16 protein-coding genes are annotated in these 20,635 nt (G+C 32.7%); 13 read left to right on the forward strand and 3 right to left on the reverse strand.

Annotated features, from left to right (window positions below):
- Positions 1-49: 49 nt before the first annotated feature.
- Positions 50-3,253: a PAS domain-containing protein gene (locus tag BUE22_RS03990; protein ID WP_073393813.1), complete on the reverse strand. Its 3,204-nt coding sequence runs from the start codon at positions 3,251-3,253 to the stop codon at positions 50-52.
- 234 nt (positions 3,254-3,487) lie between these two features.
- On the opposite strand from BUE22_RS03990, the gene BUE22_RS03995 reads away from it, so the two are divergent.
- The 5 genes from BUE22_RS03995 to BUE22_RS04015 all read left to right on the forward strand — a co-directional run bounded on the left by BUE22_RS03995 (position 3,488) and on the right by BUE22_RS04015 (position 7,694).
- Positions 3,488-3,829 carry a hypothetical protein gene (locus tag BUE22_RS03995; RefSeq protein ID WP_042564450.1) on the forward strand — a complete coding sequence of 114 codons (342 nt, stop codon included), beginning with the start codon at positions 3,488-3,490 and terminating at the stop codon, positions 3,827-3,829.
- Positions 3,830-4,253: 424 nt separating this feature from the next.
- A complete protein-coding gene (locus BUE22_RS04000; protein ID WP_073393814.1) occupies positions 4,254-5,093 on the forward strand; it encodes a hypothetical protein in 840 nt (279 codons plus the stop codon).
- A 208-nt stretch (positions 5,094-5,301) separates the two neighbouring features.
- A complete protein-coding gene (gene tssD, locus BUE22_RS04005) occupies positions 5,302-6,576 on the forward strand; it encodes a type VI secretion system tube protein TssD (RefSeq protein WP_124020504.1) in 1,275 nt (424 codons plus the stop codon).
- 2 nt (positions 6,577-6,578) lie between these two features.
- Positions 6,579-7,145, forward strand: a complete 567-nt coding sequence (locus BUE22_RS04010) for a hypothetical protein (protein WP_042564453.1) — start codon at positions 6,579-6,581, stop codon at positions 7,143-7,145.
- 216 nt (positions 7,146-7,361) lie between these two features.
- The gene (locus BUE22_RS04015) at positions 7,362-7,694 is read left to right on the forward strand and encodes a hypothetical protein (RefSeq protein WP_042564454.1); all 333 of its coding nucleotides are present in this window, start codon (positions 7,362-7,364) and stop codon (positions 7,692-7,694) included.
- 36 nt (positions 7,695-7,730) lie between these two features.
- On the opposite strand, the gene BUE22_RS04020 is transcribed toward BUE22_RS04015, so the two are convergent.
- Positions 7,731-7,994, reverse strand: coding sequence for a SemiSWEET family sugar transporter (locus BUE22_RS04020; protein ID WP_042564455.1), 264 nt, complete (start codon positions 7,992-7,994; stop codon positions 7,731-7,733).
- Positions 7,995-8,401: 407 nt separating this feature from the next.
- Here BUE22_RS04020 and BUE22_RS04025 point away from each other — a divergent pair, with 407 nt between their 5' ends.
- The 6 genes from BUE22_RS04025 (at position 8,402) to BUE22_RS04050 (ending at position 17,191) form a co-directional block, all read left to right on the forward strand.
- A complete protein-coding gene (locus BUE22_RS04025; RefSeq protein ID WP_073393816.1) occupies positions 8,402-9,619 on the forward strand; it encodes a hybrid sensor histidine kinase/response regulator in 1,218 nt (405 codons plus the stop codon).
- 19 nt (positions 9,620-9,638) lie between these two features.
- Positions 9,639-13,211, forward strand: a complete 3,573-nt coding sequence (locus BUE22_RS04030) for a response regulator (protein WP_073393817.1) — start codon at positions 9,639-9,641, stop codon at positions 13,209-13,211.
- A gap of 18 nt (positions 13,212-13,229) precedes the next feature.
- Entirely contained in the window at positions 13,230-13,595 is a 366-nt protein-coding gene (locus tag BUE22_RS04035; protein ID WP_073393818.1) for a response regulator, read from the forward strand.
- Positions 13,596-13,602: 7 nt separating this feature from the next.
- Entirely contained in the window at positions 13,603-14,412 is an 810-nt protein-coding gene (locus tag BUE22_RS04040; protein ID WP_073393819.1) for a CheR family methyltransferase, read from the forward strand.
- The gene (locus BUE22_RS04045; RefSeq protein WP_073393820.1) at positions 14,394-14,978 is read left to right on the forward strand and encodes a chemotaxis protein CheB; all 585 of its coding nucleotides are present in this window, start codon (positions 14,394-14,396) and stop codon (positions 14,976-14,978) included. The genes BUE22_RS04040 and BUE22_RS04045 overlap by 19 nt, the downstream gene beginning before the upstream one ends.
- Positions 14,979-15,244: 266 nt before the next feature.
- Positions 15,245-17,191, forward strand: a complete 1,947-nt coding sequence (locus tag BUE22_RS04050) for a metallophosphoesterase family protein (protein ID WP_073393821.1) — start codon at positions 15,245-15,247, stop codon at positions 17,189-17,191.
- Positions 17,192-17,727: 536 nt separating this feature from the next.
- Here the strand turns inward: BUE22_RS04050 and BUE22_RS04055 are convergent.
- Positions 17,728-18,786 carry a phosphatidylinositol-specific phospholipase C1-like protein gene (locus tag BUE22_RS04055; protein ID WP_073393822.1) on the reverse strand — a complete coding sequence of 353 codons (1,059 nt, stop codon included), beginning with the start codon at positions 18,784-18,786 and terminating at the stop codon, positions 17,728-17,730.
- 263 nt (positions 18,787-19,049) lie between these two features.
- Between BUE22_RS04055 and BUE22_RS04060 the strand changes: the two genes are divergently transcribed.
- Together BUE22_RS04060 and BUE22_RS04065 are read left to right on the forward strand one after the other, a co-directional pair.
- A complete protein-coding gene (locus BUE22_RS04060) occupies positions 19,050-19,574 on the forward strand; it encodes an RNA polymerase sigma-70 factor (protein WP_073393823.1) in 525 nt (174 codons plus the stop codon).
- Positions 19,575-19,657: 83 nt separating this feature from the next.
- Positions 19,658-20,581, forward strand: coding sequence for a FecR family protein (locus BUE22_RS04065; RefSeq protein WP_073393824.1), 924 nt, complete (start codon positions 19,658-19,660; stop codon positions 20,579-20,581).
- Positions 20,582-20,635 lie beyond the last annotated feature (54 nt).

Raw genomic sequence — 20,635 nt, forward strand, 5'->3', positions numbered from 1 at the left:
AGATAAAAAAAACACCAAATTCAAAATAGAGTTTTGGTGTTTTTTTATTTTATTCTGGTAAGTAAATTTCAAAAGTTGCTCCTTTGCCTTTTTCGCTATGGGCACGAATTATTCCTTTGTGGTTTTCTACTATTTTTTTAACGATGGCTAAACCAATTCCGGTTCCGGAGAATTCACTTTCGGTATTTAATCTCTGGAAAACCTCAAAAATTCGTTCCTTATATTCATCTGCAAAGCCAATTCCGTTGTCAGATATTGTCAGATGATAATACATTTTATCAGGATAATCAACAGGGATTTTTGTTTCGTAACCCTTAATTTTCCTGGCTTTAATTTCAACATATGGATCCTGGCCTTTTTTAGAAAACTTCAAAGCATTCCCGATCAAATTATGCAGTAACTGTCTAAACTGAAAAGGAATAACAGTTGCTTCTCCCAAAGGATTTAAATTAATAATTGCATTTGTTTCTTCAATACGTTCAGAGAAATCACTGATAACTTCTTCGGCAATTTCATCCAGATTCACTTTTACAAAAACCCTGTCGGCCGAATTTGTTCTGGAATAGGTAAGGAGGTCCTGAATTAAAGTCTGCATTCTTTTTGCCGAAACTTCTATACGGCCTAAATATGTTTTGGCTTTCGCCGAAATATTCTGTTCATCCAAATCAGAAAGACGACTGGCAAAAGTTTGTATTTTTCGTAAAGGTTCCTGCAAATCGTGGCTGGAAATGTAGGCAAAGGATTGTAATTCAATATTCATATTAATCAAATCCTTGTTTTTTTGCTCCAATTCGGCCGTACGTTCGTATACTTGTTTTTCGAGATTTTCAGTAAAATTTTTCTGATCCTGAATATCAGTACTTGTTCCAACCCACATTTGTATATTTCCTTGTGCGTCTTTTTGCGGAATTGCCCGGCTTAATTGCCAGCGATATTCACCATCATAACGACGAAATCGATGTTCTAATAAAAAGTCTTTTCCGGTAATAATGGCATCTACCCAAACTTTAATATTTTCTTCGCGATCATCAGGATGAACAATTTGCAGCCAGCCATTTTTATCAATATCTTCAAAAGTAAGTCCTGAATAAGAATAAACAGAATGATTGAAATAATTTATATTACCCAATGAATCACTTGTCCAGATATGCTGTGGCATAGAATCTGCAAGAAGCCTGAATTTTTCCTCACTTTTCATTAATATCTGATGCGCATTTTTTTCATCGGTAATATCTATAATAGTACCAATCATTTTTGCGGGTTCTCCATCTTCATCAAAAAATATTTTTCCGTGTGCTTTTATCCAGCTAATCGAATTATCGGGTTTTATAATTCTTGATTCATATTTATAAATGCTGGTAGTAAGCGCAACCTCATATGCTTTTTCTAAAATAGGCCTGTCATCAGGATATATCATAGTCAGAATTTCGGGTCTTGTTACTTTTGTTTCTTTTTCAAGACCAAAAAGCGAAGGTAAATTCTCAGAATAAATTAATTCCTGTGTTGGTATATTCAGGTCCCAGGTTACGATTTCGGCAATTTCGGCCGCTAAACGTGCTCTTTCTTCTGCATCTTCTACTTTTTTCCGGGCTTCTACTTTATCTGTAACATCATTAACAGTAACCATTACTCCGGATATCTCGCCATCTTTTTCAAACAAAGGAGTATATTGATAGTCAAGGTAAAATTTCTCCAGTTTTCCTTTAATATCTACATAAGCAACAGCTTCTTTTTCTTTTATAATCTTTGCATTATTTACAACGTCGTCAAGCAGTTCCGGATATTTTTGTTCGGAGAGTTCCGGAAAAACTTCCAGAATTGGCTTTCCAATAGTTTCTTCTTCCGTTTTTTGCCAAATAACATTCATCATAGTATTATTGGCCATTTCAATGGTGTGATTTTTTCCTCTAAAAATGGCCATCGCAATTGGTGATTGCATAACTAATTTTCTAAAAGCGGCCTCACTTTCTGATATAAAATGACGTGTTTTTACAGTTTCTGTAACTTCATAAGCGGCAACAATAACTCCCGAAATAGTATCGTTTTCTTCTTTTAAAGGATGAAAAACCAAATTAAAATAGCATAATTCCTGTTTTCCATAGCGGTTTAGGGTTACCGAAAATTCATCTGTAAAATAAGGATTTCCAGTTTCAAGAACCTTCAAAAGAAGTGGCTGAGCAGTTTCTTTGGCCTCGGGAACAGAATTAAATAAAGGTTTTCCCAGAATATCATTTTCCTGTTTATCAATAATTTGTAAATAGGTAGGATTGGCCATATCGACAATCAAATCCTGACCTTTTAATATAGCAATGCCAAGCGGAACCTGCTGTACTGTATTTCTAAATCTTCTCTCGCTTTCTTCGATTGTATTTCGAGCAATTACCTGCGAAGTGACATCACTTGCGAGAGCCACAATACCAGAAATTGTTCCATCTGGTTCTTTCAAAGCTTCGTATACAAAGTTTATATAGAAATCTTCGACTTTTCCCTCACGGGGAAGCCTGATCAGACGTTCGTGTGCTTCGAATTTTTGTCCGGTTTGATAAACATTTTCAAGAATAGTTTCTAAGCCTTGTCCTTTAGCCTCCGGAAGTCCTTCAAAAATGGGTTTGTTAACTACTTCATTTTCCTTTCGTCCCCATAATTCGAGCATAAGTGTATTTGCAATTTCAACTATATAATCAGGACCTCTAAAAACACACATTGCACTTGGTGTTTGCAAAATGTTATTGAGATAGCGTGAATTGCTTTCTTCTAATTTCCTTACTAATTTTACTTTTTCGGTTGTTTCATTACAAATAACCAAAACTCCTGCAGGTTTTCCGGATTCGTTATTTACGGGGCTGTAACTAAAAGTCCAGTAAACATCTTCCATTCTTCCGTTACGATATATAGGCAGCAATTGGTCTTCGTGCCAGGTTGCTTCACCTTCTAAAATAACCTGGTCTATAAGCGGTTTTATAAAATCCCAGATTTCCGGCCAGGAATCTACACCTTTTTGACCTAAAATAGAAGGATGTTTGCCATCATTACCTAAACTTGGTCGGTAAGCATCATTATAAAAACAAATATGATCCGGTCCCCAAAATAAAAACATTGGAAATTTTGAATTTAGTAAAAGTCCCAATGTTGTACGCAAACTTTGCGGCCATGTTTCGACTGAACCTGCAGCAGTTTTACTCCAATCTTTAGCACGGGTTAATGCTCCCATTTCGCCTCCTTTCGAAAGGAAATCCTGATTCATATCTATCATGAAAGTGTATTTTCTTTTTTACTTTAAGTAACCAAGGTCTGTTAATAATGTTCAATAAATATACTAATTTATCAAGAAAACTGCACAATTTTTTAAGGGAATTAGGCAAGTAGTAATTAAAATTTAAATTTTTTAATTGAGATAAAATTTAAATCTTTTGAGTTAAGCATATCTTTTTTTAATGAAGAAATTTGAATAAACAGATTGCTAACATTTAACTAAAAATATCAGGTCATGAAAAAGGAAATGTCAAAACACGAAACAGACTACATAAAGAAATATGAAGAAGAAGGATATACAAGCAATTTTTTGTTCGATAACAATTCTTTAATAGATTCAGAAACAAAACAGGTTTATAAACCTGAAGATATAACTATTGTAGCCCATCACCGTTATGAAGGAATGAGCGATCCGGATGATATGTCGATTTTATATGTTATAGAAACGAAAGATAAAATAAAAGGAACTCATTTAATTGGTTATGGACCAATGGCAGATCTGGAAGAAGCAGAATTCTTTAAAGACATTCCTGAAGAGAATTACGCTCAAAACTCAGATATAAACGAACTGACTTAGACGTTGGACTATTTTATTTTGCAGGAAAGCAGTTATTCGGGATTAATTCCTGAATAGCTGTTTTTTTATGAGATTAATTGTAGCGGGATAATTTAACCTGCATTTTTCTGAAGATAATTTAACCGCAAAGCATGCAAAGGTTTACGCAAAAACCGCAAAGCTTTGCGATCTTATATTGTATAAATACAACTCTTAGTGCACTTTGCGAAAAACCTTTGCGCGCTCTGCGGTAAATTGATTAATCCAAACAGTTTTTAAACGTAAGATATTAATTATGAAAAATCTGCCTGAAATTGTATAATAAATTGCCTGTAGATATGTACGAAATTTGAATATTATAAAACAGGAATGACAAACCTAATAAATAAGTAATAATAAGATTGTACATAAAGAAGTACTAACCAATTTATTAAGCCAAACCAAAATGAAAAAACTTTACTTAAATACAGGAGAATTCAATACAATTTTTAATGATCTGACCGATAGTTTCGGAGGTGAATTAACCACTAATAATAATGACTATAATTTAGCTATAAAATCAAAGTGGGCAAAAGGAAAAATTACGGGAACTCATTTTGAAAAAGAAATATCATATATGCATTTTGACCTTACGTTTCATAACGAAGTAAGTTTGAGCATAGAATCTTTTCAGGGAGCGCCAATATTTTTTGCTTATTGTGAAGAAGGAAGCCTAACACATAGTTTTGGTGCCAATGGCGAGAAAAAAAGCCTTAAAAAACAACAAACCGGTATTTTAAACAACACATCTACAATCAATAGCGTTTTGTATTTTGAAAGTTTCAAACGCATTCAGTTTTCATTGATCGTGATGCCTTTAGCGGTTACTTTAAAAGAAGAGAGTTTTGAATTGATTTCTCATTTGAAAAAAGTTTTTACAAGCGAATCCGGAAATTATATTTATATCGGACAACAAAATCCGAAAATTACCCAAAAGCTAAAAGAACTTCATACGATTCCGCAAAAAGGAGCGGTTAGAAGTTTGCTTCAAAGAAGTATTATGAGTACAATTTTGGATCTGGAGATAGCCCAACATAGTTATAACTATGCGACAATGATTGCTCCGTTTATGAATTTGGCGACAAAACAATTTGATGAACTAAAAAGAATTTCGAACATGAATTTTTCTGAAGTTTTATTCTCAATTGGTCTTGGACGCAAAAGTTATTTCCCAAGATTAATAAAAGAGAGATATAATACATTAAATAAGCATTATCACCAAAATTCGCTAGCTAAAACAGCCTAATATACCTTTAACTTGTAAGATCAAAAAACAGCTTTTATATAAGCTGTTTTTTTTGTTTATTTATATTTCATTCCTTTAATTTATAAATCGATTCTAAAAGAATTAATGTTAAATTGTATGAAAAAACGTATTTTATTTTAAATATTATTTTTAATTATAAGAATTTTACTATTTTTATAAAAAAAATAACATTTAAAATTGAAGTACTTTGACATCAGCAAAATTGTTTCTTTTAGGCATGGAGCGGGAATTACTATGGGTAGACACAAATTATTCCAGATATGTAGCAAGAGACGGTTCGCCTGGCAGTGATCTTGAAGGAGGATTGCTTCGGTTAAGTTTTGTTTCACAAGAAAGCGATGAGGTTTTTTGGCATAATATGGTCAAAAAAGTCGATAAGGAAACAGAGAGAATGGAAAAAGGAGAAATACATTTTTATAACAAAGGAAATGAGGATAGTGCAATAAGAAAGTATAAATTTAATGATGCCTATTTGATAGAATTCTCAGAAATATTTCATTCCTGGGGAACAGAAAATATGCAAATTATTTTGACAATTTCACCTGCGATTCAAAATTATGGTTATTCACAAGACTTTGTAAAACATTGGCAGATATCATCGTTACCAACTCAGCCCACTTATTATCAACCCAAACAAGAAACCGAAGACCGTATAATATACATAAACGGACATTTTTATAATAAAGATGGTACTTTTGAAGGTAAAATAAACGAACCTGATTTCGAAGGAAGTGTAGAGGATGTTTATGTTTGTGATGGGAAATCAACCCAAAAAAATAAAAATGGAAATGATTTGGTGACTTATAATAATACTAAATTGTTGAAAGAAAACGATGTGAAGATTACTCATGAGAAATTTATAAATTTAGCATCAATAGCATATGGAGAATGTTCATTAGAATACAACTTAGATGTTAAATTGGAATTATTTGCTATCGCATATGTAAATTTTAAGCATTCAAATAATGTAGCATATGGAAAAGATAGTGCTGGGGCTATATCATTTAGAAAAAGAGAAAATGAAAAAAGGAATGGTACTGTAATGCAAACTGCTATTGCAGCAGTCATTAATGCGCTGACCAACGGCACAGATTATAGTAATGGTGCTGATTCATGGGATGGGGTTGATGTATTGACAGGAAGATTTGATGCTAAATGGAAACAAGAAAATCATTTTAGGCAAAGAGTACATGGCAAAAGAAAAGGAATAACCGATCCTAAAAATTTGTCTCAAACTTTTTATAGTAATGTAAAAAAAGCATTAGAAAATAAAATTAGCAATCCAAAAATAAGTGAATCATTGCAAAAAGATTATCAAAATAAACTTGACAATTTAAAAGACCTAATAATTTATAAAGAGGAATACGAAGTTGTAAACAAACAAGACAAACTTAAATACACACCTTGTTTTGAGATATTAGCAACGCATGCCGGAAGCATTTTTTACAAAGAACTAAAATAATTATGAAAAAATATTATATAATATGGTTTGTATTAATTGTAAGCAATTTATTTTCTCAAAATAAAAAGTATGATACAATATTGTTTAAAAATATTAAAATTGATAATCGGGAATTATATTTTGAATATAAAAATTTCAAAGATTTAGAGACAATCTACGGGAAATTGAATAATAATTTAAAAAGAATGAAAACTACGGAAAAGATTCCTTTACATTATAATTCAAAGCTTATCAATTCATTTTCTAATGATGAAGTTTCATTATTAATGACTAAAAATAAGGCTTTTGTGGATTATTTTGATTTTGAATTATCTAAAAAAACTGGAATTATTTATTATAAAAATAAGAAAATCATATTATCTAAAAACCTGACATTATCTCAATTTAAGAAAGTTTTTAAAAACTCATATAAAAATGCATCAGGATTACCAGTGACTCCACTTGAGAGAGCCGCTTTTATATCGGCTTTTATAGTAAACAAAAAAAGGACAGGATATATTAGTTTTACATTTTACGATAGTAAATTAATCTCATTTTTTATTTCTGATTACAAACCTGAGAATTTTTAATCAAGGTAAAATGTTTCCAAAATAAAAACAATAATTACTGATAGTACTTCTACTGACACTATTTTGGATTCTTATTCTAAAATTAATTTAAGATAAGTTATATCAAATAATGATCACTTAATACAAGCGCCCTGCTCGTGAACAAAAAGAATGGCAGCTATCTAAATAAAACCGCCTACAAATCAATTCAAAAAATATCAACCAAAAAACAATAAATTGAAAATAAAATTCATTTTACTAATACTACTTTTCTGCAGTTGCAAAAACTACACCTTTGAAGGTAATGTTCATGATTATGACACAGATAAACCGCTTAAAAATGTAGAAATTATCATTAACAATAATATAACCCGAACAGACAGTTTAGGATTTTTTAGCTTGAAAATAAATTCAAATTCTGCGAATATAATATTGAAAAAACAAGGATATGCTACAAAAAAGCTATATCGAAAATCAAATACTAAAGAAGAAACTCATAATGAGAATCTAAAGAATCCAGCCATTTATTTATACAAACGCGAAAGTGATTTTTATAACAAAATGAGATAAACAGAAAACAGCTTTTATAAACTGTTTTTTTATTCGTTAACTTTCCTTTTCGTAATAAATAATAAAATAAACCATTATCAAATTCAGAAATAAGGAAACACTGTTGGTGATGATAATTGGCATATCATTTTTAAGAATACCATAAACAACCCACACGGCAATTCCGAAAGTTAAAACACTGAAAGTTAAAAGAGAAATTTGTTTTACTTTTTTCGTTTTCCAAACTTTCACGATTTGTGGCACAACGGATATTGTTACACAGATTCCGGCAAAGAGTCCAATAATATCGGTTAAATTCATAAGCCTTTTATTTAAATCTATTTTTTCAGGATAAATTCTCTATCAAAATTCCATATTAAATTTAATTCTGTTTTCCTGATAAGCTTAACTTCAATACATAAAAGAATACCTCAATAAATTCTTATTTTTTATTATTTGAATGAAAATAGCCACATTCAAAAGTGGGTTTGAGGCTTATAGCACAAATCTAATATCTTATATATCACACTAAAATGGAAATTCTGAAACTCAACATGGGAATTATGAAACTTATTTTAATTACGATAAAAGAGGGAACTTGTTTTTTTTTATAAATTTGAAAGTTTGAGCGAAAGTTTTTAAAAGAATAATCAACTTTTAAAAAATATAATCAATTTTAATCCGAATTAATTAAAATTTAATTCATAACGTTTTACTCCCCAAATAAAATGATATTAATTGTAGATGATATTCGGGCTAACATAATTGCCTTAAAAAAAACACTTGAACTGCATGATATTGAGGTTGACACAGCAGAGTCCGGAGAAGAAGCTTTAAAGAAAATCCTAAAAACAAATTACTGCCTTATAATAATGGATGTTCAGATGCCCGGACTTGACGGCTTTGAAGTTGTAAAAATTCTTTCCGGAAATAAACGCACCAAAGACATACCGGTTATCTTTTTATCGGCGATAAGCATCGAAAAAAAATACATTTTTAAAGGTTACGAAACAGGAGCTGTCGATTATATTACAAAACCTGTTGACACTGATTTATTGATCTTAAAAGTAAAAACTTTCCTTAAAATTTACGATCAGCAAAATCAATTGAAAGTTATGAAAGACTTACTTTCAAAAGAGATTAAAATTCGTAAAGAAGCTCAGGATAATTTAGAAGTTAAAATCAGCGAGAGAACAAAAGAACTGGTTTCTAAAAATGAAGAACTGGAAATGAAGAACCACGAATTGCAGCAATTCGCCTGGGTGGTTTCTCATGATTTAAACGAGCCAATCCGAAAAATTCAAATCTTTATTAAAATCATAAAAGAGCTTTATTTAACCACAGATGCAAAAGGAATTGATTATGTGGACAGAACCATAAAAGCTGCCGAAAGAATGCAAACCCTTATTACAGACTTGCTTGCTTACTCGCGACTTTCCTCAAAAGTTAAACCTGAAAAAACAGACTTAAATGTTGTATTACAGGAAGTCCTGTCGGATTTTGATTATTTGATAGAACGCAAATGTGCGGTTATAAAAACAAGCCAGCTGCCAACAATAGACAGTATTCCGAGCCAGTTGCGTCAGGTTTTTCAGAATTTGATTGGAAATGCGCTTAAATTCTCCGGAAATGTGGAAATTCCGATTATTGAAATCACTTCTGAATTAATAAAAACGAAAGATTTTGACAGCGAAATTGCTCCTGATGGAAAATTTTGCCGAATTACTGTAACAGATAACGGAATAGGTTTTGACGAAATTTATCTCGACCGCATCTTTATTATCTTTCAAAGTCTTAACGACCGTCAAACTTATGAAGGTACCGGGATTGGTCTTGCCATTGCAAAAAAAATTGTTGATAAACACAACGGATTAATCACCGCAAAAAGTCAATTAGGCAAAGGCGCCAGTTTTATTATCATTCTTCCCCTACAATACGAAAACTAATCAAATCGGATTACAACCTATGAAAAACAACTTTAAAAGAAATTTACTAATCAGCTCCCTGGTTTCATTACTTGTATTAATGATCAGTTCTACGGCGTCGTTTATTAGTATAAAAAACTTATTGAAAAGTAATTTTTGGGTCAACCATACCCAGGATGTTATTTACAACTTAAACCAGGGATCTTCGTCGCTTACAGATGCCCAAACCAGTATGCGAGGCTATCTGATAACCGGAGACGAACAATTTGTAAACAGATATAACGCATATGAAGCAGAATCAAATGGTTATTTTGATAAGTTAGATGAACTTACAACTGATAATCCGTCACAGCAAAAAGCTTTATTGCAATTAAAAACGCTTCGATCTAATTTCTTTAAATACTTAAATAATCAAATTGTAAAAAAACGACTAGGGAAAAACAATACTACATTCGACTTAAACGAAGGAAGAGCCATGATGGACGAACTTCGTACTTATTTTAAAAGAATTGAAAGTACGGAACAAGCACTTTTAAAGGAACGAAATGAAACTTCAGAACGTTACGGAACTTACAGCACAATATTAATTATTGTCGCATTTATTATTGCATTTTTGATTTCGATCGTGTTTTTAATCAGAATTTTAAAAGATTACAACGAACGTTCTGAGCTTCAGAGAGAATTAGAACAAAAAGATATAGAAACTGCTCAAAGGATTGAAGCAATCAGTTCTATAGCATTAAATATTTCAAATGGTAATTATGATATTCGAGTAGACGATACCAAGTCAGATGCATTGGGGAGCGTAGGAGAATCTCTAAACAGCATGAGTGGTGCGCTAAAGCAATCGTTTAGTTTATTATCAGAAAAAGAATGGATACAAAGTGGTGTTGCAGGTCTTAATAATGTCATGTTAGGCGATAAATCGTTGAAAGAACTCGCAAAAGATGTTATCGAATATTTGTGTCATTATACAAACAGCAGTGCCGGCGTTTTTTATGTTATAGAAGGTGATGAACTTGCTTTTACAGCAGGATATAGTTATATCCCGACAAAAAGCAGAGAAACAATTCAAAAAGGCGATGGTCTGTTAGGCCAGGCAATTATTTCGGGCGAACTTTTAGAATTAAGAACTATTTCTTCAGATTTTATTCATATAAATTATGCTTTGGGCGAAATAAAACCAACGCATATTGTGGCAGTTCCGTTGATCGATAACAGAGTAGAAGGAGCCCTGGAACTGGCGAGTATTTATGGTTTTTCTGAGTTACATTTAGAATTCCTTAGAACCATAGCAAATAATATTGGTATTTCCATCAAATCAACGCAAAACCGTAAACGTGTTATGGAGTTGTTAGAAGAAACCCAATCACAATCAGAAGAATTACGTGTTCAGCATAGTGAATTAGAAGCAATTAACGCCGAATTAGAAGCACAAACAGAAAAACTGCAGGCATCTGAAGAAGAACTTCGTGTGCAACAGGAAGAACTGGAGCAAACCAACGAGGAACTTTCAGAAAGAAGTGTTTTATTGGAAGAAAGAAACAACGAAATTCAAAAGAAATCAGAAGCATTGGAGCTTACAACTCGTTATAAATCAGAGTTTTTGGCGAATATGTCGCACGAGTTAAGAACACCTTTAAATTCTATTTTACTTTTAAGCCGATTATTATCTGAAAATAATGGCAAAGGCATGAACAATGAAGAAGTTGAATTTGCAAAAGTGATTCAGAGTTCAGGAAACAGCTTACTTGGTTTAATCGATGAAATTTTGGATTTATCTAAAATCGAAGCCGGAAAAATGGAGCTTGAATTTTTAGATGTTTCTACTAAAGAAATTACAGATACACTTTCCAGTTTATTTTCTCAGGTTGCCAAAGAGAAAGGAATCAAATTCGAAATTATGTCTAAAGATGCTCCAATTGTCATTAAAACAGACAAAATGAGATTAGAGCAAATCCTGAAAAACTTAATTTCAAATGCTATTAAATTTACAGATAAAGGTTCTGTAAGTGTCGAAATAAAAATAAACGATGACGATGATAAAGTAATCTGTTTCATTGTAAAAGATACAGGAATCGGAATTCCGTTAGAAAAACAACCGTTAATTTTTGAAGCTTTCCAACAAGCAGACGGATCTACAAAACGTAAATATGGAGGAACAGGCTTAGGATTATCTATTAGTAGAGAATTGGCAAAATTACTTCGAGGAGAAATTATTCTGCATAGTAAAGAAGGAGAAGGAAGCTCGTTTACTTTATGTTTACCCGTTTATGGAACGATAAGCAAAAAAGTAATTGTTGATAAAGCGCCGCCGCCAATGGAAATTTCTACAGTTGAAACTGAAGAATTGAAAAAGATAAAAAATAAATATTTGTCTGCCGTAATCCCTGATGAAATTGAAGATGACAGGGATGTAATTACCGAAGAAGATAAAGTTATTTTGATTGTAGAAGATGACATCAATTTTGCACAATCACTTTTGGCATTTAGCCGAAAAAACGGATATAAAGTTGTAGTTGCCGTTCGCGGGGATTATGCTTTAAACTTTGCCTTAATGTACAAACCAGTAGGTATTTTACTGGATATCGAATTGCCAATAAAAAGTGGTTGGGAAGTTTTGGAAGAATTAAAAAACAACATTCAAACCAAACACATTCCGGTACATATAATGTCATCGCACAAACTAAAACAGGAAAGTTTGCTTAAAGGGGCCGTTGATTTTCTTGACAAACCAGTTGCTTTTGATAGAATTCCGGAGGTTTTCATGCGTATCGAACATATTATTACCAAAGAATCCCAAAAGGTTTTAATTATCGAAGACAACCCTAAACATGCCAAAGCGTTAGCTTATTTCTTAGAAAGTTATAATATTAATTCTGAGATAAAAAGTGAAGTTTCTGAAGGTCTGAAAGCGTTGAATAAAACAGAAGTTGATTGTGTGATTCTCGATATGGGAATTCCGGATAAACAAGCCTATCAAATTTTAGATGGAGTTAAAAAAAGCCCGGGATTAGAAAATCTTCCCGTAATTGTGTTTACAGGAAAAAGCCTTTCGCTTAAAGAAGAAGTAAAAATTAAGAAATATGCCGATTCTATTATCGTAAAAACAGCACATTCTTATCAAAGAATGCTTGATGAGGTTTCCTTGTTTTTACACTTGGTAGAAGAAAATAAAGGTCCAAATGGCAAAAAAGAAAGCTACAAAAAGTTAAATTTACTAAACAATATTTTACATGATAAAAAAGTATTGATCGTAGATGACGATGTTCGCAATATTTATTCATTAACAAAAGCACTCGAAGTCTTTAAAATGAATGTAATTACCGCTTTTGACGGTAATGACGCAATAAAAGTATTAGAAGAAAATCCCGATACTGATATTGTTTTACTCGACATGATGATGCCGAATATGGACGGTTATGAGACTGCCGAAAAAATAAGGACAATTCCTAAATTCCTGAACTTGCCATTAATCGCCGTAACAGCAAAAGCAATGACAGGCGACAGAGAAAAGTGCATTAAGGCAGGAGCATCAGATTATATTACAAAACCTGTAGATATAGATCAGTTATTGTCGTTATTGCGTGTGTGGTTATACGATAAAATTTAATGCATAATTGCTGAAGATATGGAGAAAAAACGACTCTTGATTATTGACGACGATTCAAGAAATATTTTTGCTTTGGTAAACGTTTTGCGTGCCAAATCATTCGATTGTTTGTCTAGTTTAAGTGCCGAAGAGGCAATACGGTTATTAAAAACAGACGAACATATTGATGCTATTTTAATTGACATGATGATGCCTGAAATGGATGGCTATGAGGCAATTCCGATTATAAAAAATATTCCGTCACGAAAAAATACATTAGTTGTTGCCGTTACAGCCCAGGCTATGACAGGCGACAAGGAAAAATGCCTTGAAGCAGGCGCAGATGATTATGTCTCAAAGCCTATAGACGTAGATAAATTGATGCACGTTTTAAATAAAATTTAAAATTGTTATGATAGAAGACATTGAGTTAGAAACCCTTATAAATGATATTTACGAATATTACGGTTTTGACTTTGGAAGTTATTCTAGAGCATCATTAAAAAGGCGCGTTAACAGACTTTACCATTTAGATGGATTCAGGAATTTTTATGAGTTTTTATCAAAAGTTAGAAACGATTCTGATTATTATAAAAGATTAATTGACGAAATTACTGTAAACGTTACAGAAATGTTTCGGGACCCGACTTTTTATAGAATTGTCAGAACCGAAATATTGCCCTTACTTGCCACAAAACCATTCATACGTTTGTGGCATGCAGGATGTTCCACCGGCGAAGAAGTGTATTCGATGGCCATAATGTTAAAAGAAGCGGGACTTTTGCACAAATCATTGATATATGCCACCGATATTAATTCGAAAGTATTGGAAACAGCCAAAAAAGGTATTTTTCCTTTACGAATGATGAAAGAATATTCAGAAAACTACAGAGATTCTGGCGGGCAGGAAGATTTTTCAAGCTATTATATCGCCAATTACGGCATTGCAAAATTCAATGATGAACTGGCCCAAAAAATGGTTTTTTCGCAGCATAATTTAGTTTCAGATAATTCATTCAATGAATTTGATTTTATTTTATGCCGCAACGTTTTAATCTATTTTGATAATGATTTACAAAAAAGAGTCATCAATTTATTTGATGCAAGTTTAGCAGTTTTGGGTTTTTTGGCGCTCGGAACCAAAGAAACCATAAAATATTCGATATCTACAACTAAATACAAGCAGTTAGAGAAAGAGAAAATATGGAGGAAAGTAAAATAATATCGAACAAAAGAGTAGTTATTATAGGAGGATCGGCGGGAAGTTTGAATGCAATATTACAAATTTTACCCGATTTGCCCGTATTTAAATCTTTTGCGCTCGTAATTGTCCTGCATCGAAGAGGAACAGATGATTTGACCCTCGAAGAATTAATAACACTTAAAGCCCAAACCGAGGTAAAACTGATTGAAGACAAAGTGCAATTAATGCATGGATTTATTTATGTTGCACCATCAAACTATCATTTATTATTTGAAAAAGATGATTTTTTTGCCCTCGATACTTCAGAAAAAGTAAATTACAGCCGACCAAGCATTGATGTTTCTTTCGAATCTGCCGCAGAAGTTTATGGTTCTAACCTAATCGGAATTTTACTTTCAGGCTCCAATACAGACGGTACAGAAGGATTAAAAGCCATTCAAAACGCAGGCGGTATCGTGGTAATTCAGGATCCAAAATCGGCAGAAATGCCTTATATGCCTTCTAATGCTATTTTAAATACTACTCCGGATTATATTTTAAGCCCCGAAGAAATATTGAAATTTATAATTTCTATAGATAAATAATTATGTTTTTTAATATTCAATCCTGCAAGGTTTTCGAAACCTTGTAGGTATTACTATATTCAATCCTGCAAAATTTCACAACCTTTTATGTATTACTATATCAAACCTACAAGGTTTCAAAAACCTTGCAGGACGCTAACCGTCGTTTTAAACATTATCATTTCCATAACGATACCATAAACCAACTCTCGGTTATAATCCATAAAATTGCAAGTGAAAGTGATCCCAAAATACTTTCTAATTCTCCATTTGCAAAAACATAACCTATGATTTCCAAAATATTTTCCCTTTCTAAAAATTCAATTCTATTTTTACTATTTATCATTTGTAATTGTACGGTTTTGGCACAAAAACAAACCAAACTCGACGGAGTTCAGATCGCTTTTTTATCAGATGTGCATTTGCAGGATTTATTTGGTAAATTTTCAGATAATGATTATCGGGGTGTTTTAAATCCAAAAACAGGAAAATATACTTTATTGAGAACCATGGCATCTCAATTGCATTCGACCCGAATATTCAACGAAAACTATTTTGCTTTTATCGCTGCTCTTGATGATATCGCAAAGCGAAAAATAAAATACGTCGCGCTTCCCGGAGATTATACAGATGACGGTCAGCCTATTCACGTGCGAGGATTAGAAGCGATTCTAAATCAATACAGAAAAAAATACGGCATTGAATTTTTCATTACAACCGGAAATCACGATCCTGTTGGGCCATTTGCACAGGAATCCGGCAAAGAAGATTTTTTAGGCAAAGAAGGTAAAAGCCAGCCCATTTATAGCAAAGAAGGCCTGTATAAGCCAAATTTAACTATTGAACAGCCTGTTGTAATAACAGCCGATATTGCTAAAATGGGTTATTTGGGAATTACAGAAGGCTTGAAAAATTTTGGTTTTTATCCTAATGAAAAATACAAATTCTGGGCAACACCTTTTTCAACTTATACAGCTGAAAATTATAGTTTCGGAAAAGCATCCGAAGCCGCAAAATTATCAAACAGAGTTTATGAAGTTGCACCAGGTTACGAGGTTCCGGACGTAAGTTACGTTGTTGAACCTGTTGATGGACTGTGGCTTATGGCGATAGACGGCAATGTTTATATTCCCAAGAAAAATGCTACCGCAGACGCAAAAGATTCTAAAAATTACTCAGAAGCCAGCACCGGATACAACAATGTACTTTCGAATAAAAAACATTTAATAAAATGGGTTGAAGAGATTTCGGCTCAAGCCAAAAAACAAGGCAAAACTTTAATTGCTTTTAGTCATTTTCCGATGATTGATTTTAATGATGACGCTTCCGCAGAAATAAAAGAACTGCTTGGACCAAACAAATGGCAATTGAACAGAGTTCCGGTTGAAGAAGTGGCGCAAACTTTTGCAGATGCAGGTTTAAAAATTCATTTTGGCGGACACATGCACATTAACGACACCGGAATTCGCACCACAGCAAAAGGCAATACATTGGTCAATATTCAAACGCCATCTTTGGCGGCGTATATTCCCGCTTATAAATTACTGACAATTCAAAAAGATAATTTGGTAGATATTCAAACGATTACGATTGATAAAGTGAAAGGTTATAATGAACTTTTTGATCTGTATAAAATGGAATATCAGTTTTTAGAATCGCAGCATACTAAAGATATTTGGAACAAAGCCATTTTAGAAACCAAAAACTACCACGATTTTACCGATTTTCATTTGAAAGAATTAGTTCGCCTTCGCTTTTTATCAGATGATTGGCCTTCTGCTTTCAAAGATTTTTTTCTGCATATTTCTGCTTCAGAATTATTGGTTTTGGCTAATATTCAATCCGATAAAGACTTTGATTTTATTCTGAAAAACAAAGAAAGTGCCGCAAAAGAATGGGCAGAAGCAGAACAAAAAACAAACAAGATATTAGCCGAAAACAATATCAAAAAACAAGATTTAAACTGGACGGGTTATGATTTTCTGGTCGATTTTTATCGTTTTAGAAGCGCTGATGAACTGGCTCTGACCGATGTTGGCGAAAAAAGAGCCAAACAATACAAAGTTCTGTCACAAATGTTTTTCGAAAATCATAAAGATGATAATTCTAAAGAAAAACCTCTTCAAAATCAACTTCGATTATTTTTAATCATCTTCAATAAATTCATGCATGAAGTTCCTGCAGATCATTTTAGTGTTGATTTGAAAACGGGAAAAATTAAAAGTTTGAAATGAGAAAAAATGGCACGCGGATGACGCGGATTTAAGCGGGTTTAGCGCGGATTTTTTTTATAGACAAAAGTTTATATGCAAAGTCATTGCGAGGAACGAAGCAACCTCACTAAAATGCAAAAAAAATAGCCACAAATTCACGAATCATTATCTATAATCAAATAGAAAAAATTCGTGAATTCGTGGCTAAAAGCGTTCGATAATTTAACCGAAGGGTGCAAAAATTTTTTGCTTTAGCTTGTGGTTAGAAAACGCAAAGTTCGCAAAGCTCTCTGCAAAAAGATTTGCGAATTTTTTGCGAATATAGCCTGCGGTTTCAACCGCAGGAACGTCCAGATATTTATTTTACGATATACGTTGGAATCCCGCGGTTGAAACCGCGGGCTATATTTGAAAACTAGATTTATAATTATAATCTTTTTTTAAAACGCAAAGTTCGCAAAGCTTTGTCAAATAGCTTTGCGAACCTTGCGTAAACCTTGTGGTTAAATTTTCCTCATTTCAATAACTTGAAACCTGAAACCTGAAACAAAAAAAACTTATTTAACTCCGTTGATCGGATCAACCCTTACATAAGTTCCGTCATCGTATTTTATCTGATAAGGAGAATCGAAAAACGTACTTGGCAAATAATAATCAGTTGTTATTATTTGTGCTCCAGATTTTTTAGCCGCTTCAAAATGGGAATAATCATTTTTGCGTGCTTCTTTAGTATCAGAATCTGCGCGGGTTCTGATGATATATCCTTTTTTAACTAAATCAGCAATTGTAGGATCTTCAGCGTTATTGCGGAACAAAGTTGCAGCTTCCGGTTTTCCGGGTTCGGCATTAATAAAAACGGCGCGTCCTTTTAACGATGGATGATTCAAAGCATATAAATCTCTTTTGGCTCCGTTGTTATCCAAAATAAATAAGAATTTCCCTTTTGCTTTTTTAAGCGTTGGCCAGTTGTTGTTTAAAACCGCTTCTTCAAGCGTTTTGTATTTGCCGCGCACCATATCCGGCGTTATCAATTTATTTCCTAAACCTTTTCGAAGTTCTTTATCCAATGCGTCGAACAATTCGGGTGTGAATTTCTCTGCTTTTGTACCTAAAAAACTGTCGTCATCTTTGGGTTCCAGCGTAATAAAAACCGGAACGTGATCAGGATTTGCATCAGACCATTTTTTTAATTCTGCAAGGCAATTTTGAAGTGTGTAACAAGAAGTTCTAAAATCAATATCTATCATATGAAAAACTTTAAAACCCGGTTTTTTCATTTCTCCATTTGGGTCATAAGCTTCCTGAGATTTTGCAAGGTCCAAACCTTTTGGGTGCGCATATTTTCCGCCCTTTGGATCGCCCTGAACATCGATTTCAAGATTTCGCAATCCTTTATTTAATTGATCTGTAAGGCTAATGTGTGTGTATTGTAAGCCTTTTAGAGAACGCGAAGTGTCTTTTGCCTGAATTGTATTGTACAAATCGGTTTCAATGGCATGTCTGTAACTATTGTGAGAACCAATAACCTGTAATTGGTTAATTTTTAGCGTGTCATTTTGTGCCTGAGCGTTAGAAATCGCTCCGGCAAGAAATAATGTAAACAAAATTTGTTTCATGATTTTTAAGTGTAAAATTATTAATACTGAGGACGCAGCAAAAGAAAATTACCTTTTTTGGATGACACTAATTTAAAAATACTATTTGATTTATGTGTTAGTTAAAGAAAAAGAAATCACAAACCAATTATCATTTTTATTTCAAAATCGTAGTATTAATAAAACAAACGTATTGATTTCTTAATTGAAAGATAATCTTCAGGAAAAAAACAATGGTATAACATTTTATTATTTTACATCAACAAATGCCACCCAGATAACCTATGAAGAATCCTGAAATTTTTGAAGAAACGTATACGCTGTACTGGAAAAAGCTAACGGCTTTTTCGTATACGATGACTCAGGATAACGACTTGGCACAGAATATTGTTCAGGATGTTTTTGTCGATTTATGGGAAAGAAAAAATGATATCGAAATTAATGCTATTGAACCTTATTTGTTCAGAGCCGTAAAAAATCAGGTTTTTAAACATTACCAAAATAATAAGTTCGACAAGACAATTCTTGAAGATAAATTCGAAGATTATGTAATTGATCATTTTGCAACGATCGATCCTGAATTGATGGATTTGCTTTACTCTTTATTAGACAAACTTCCTGAAAAAAGAAAAGAAGTTTTACTGATGTATAAAATGCAGGATATGACGATTGATCAAATTGCCGATGAACTTGGAATATCGAAACAAACGGTAAAAAATCAAATTTCTTCGGGATTAAAACAATTGCGAGAAGGCCTGAAAGACCTTGCCTGGCTTGCTCCATTCATTATTTTACATCAAAAGTTTTAAGATAACTTTCTGTTAATGGTTTCATAATATTTCCGGATAGTACGATTTTATGTTTCCGGTACTTATAGGTAATAATAAGTATTATGATAAAAAGATTAAAACACAGTTTAGAATATCTTGTTGATAAAAGTTCTCGAAATAAAACATCAGAGGCAGAAGAAAATTTGCTGACTGATTTTGCTTTAAGCGAATATCAAAATTCAAAATGGGATGATAATGTAATGGGAAATTCTACTGAAGTTTCTCAAAATATATATGAAGGAATTCAACTTCGAATAATGAAGAAGAAAAACTTCAATTCATATTTAAAATATATGGCCGTTGCCAGTATTCTTTTTCTTGCCGGTTTGGGATTTTTCTTCAAACCTGACTTTTCAATCGAAAAGCAATTAACATTTAAAACGTCAGACATCCCCAAGTCTATCCAATTAAGTGACGGTTCGAAAATTTATCTGGCAGCAAATTCATTATTTCAGTATTCGGAAAAATTTAGCGGAAGCGAAAGAAAAGTTTCTTTACTAAAAGGAAATGCATTTTTTGAGGTAGCAAAAGACAAAAAACATCCTTTTATCATTGCATCCGGCGAAATTAAAACCAGGGTTGTAGGGACTTCTTTTCACATTCAAATGTCAAAATCAAAATGTGAAGTAATTGTCGTAACCGGAAAAGTAAATGTTACTTCAAATGGACAAAGCGTTGATCTGGTTCCCAATCAGGAAGCTTTGTTTGAAGATAAAAAACTAACTAAACTACTGGCAGACAAATCATTTTTGGTCAATTGGTATGCGAGTGATGTAACGCTAAACCAAACTACACTTAAACAGGTAATTACCATTTTACAATATAAATACGGAGTTTCATTTCAATACGATAATGAACTTGTATTAGCAACGCCATTAACGGTGTTCATAAAGAAGGACGCAACATTAGAAAATGTTTTAGAGCAAATCAATTATATCACAAACCTAAAATTTAAAGTTTATGGCGAAATAGTAAAAGTGAACTAAAATCAAAAAAAAAAGCAGTTGCTGAGAACAACTGCGATTAATAATTAAGTATCG

The organism is Flavobacterium pectinovorum (assembly GCF_900142715.1).
Classification (GTDB): domain Bacteria; phylum Bacteroidota; class Bacteroidia; order Flavobacteriales; family Flavobacteriaceae; genus Flavobacterium; species Flavobacterium pectinovorum.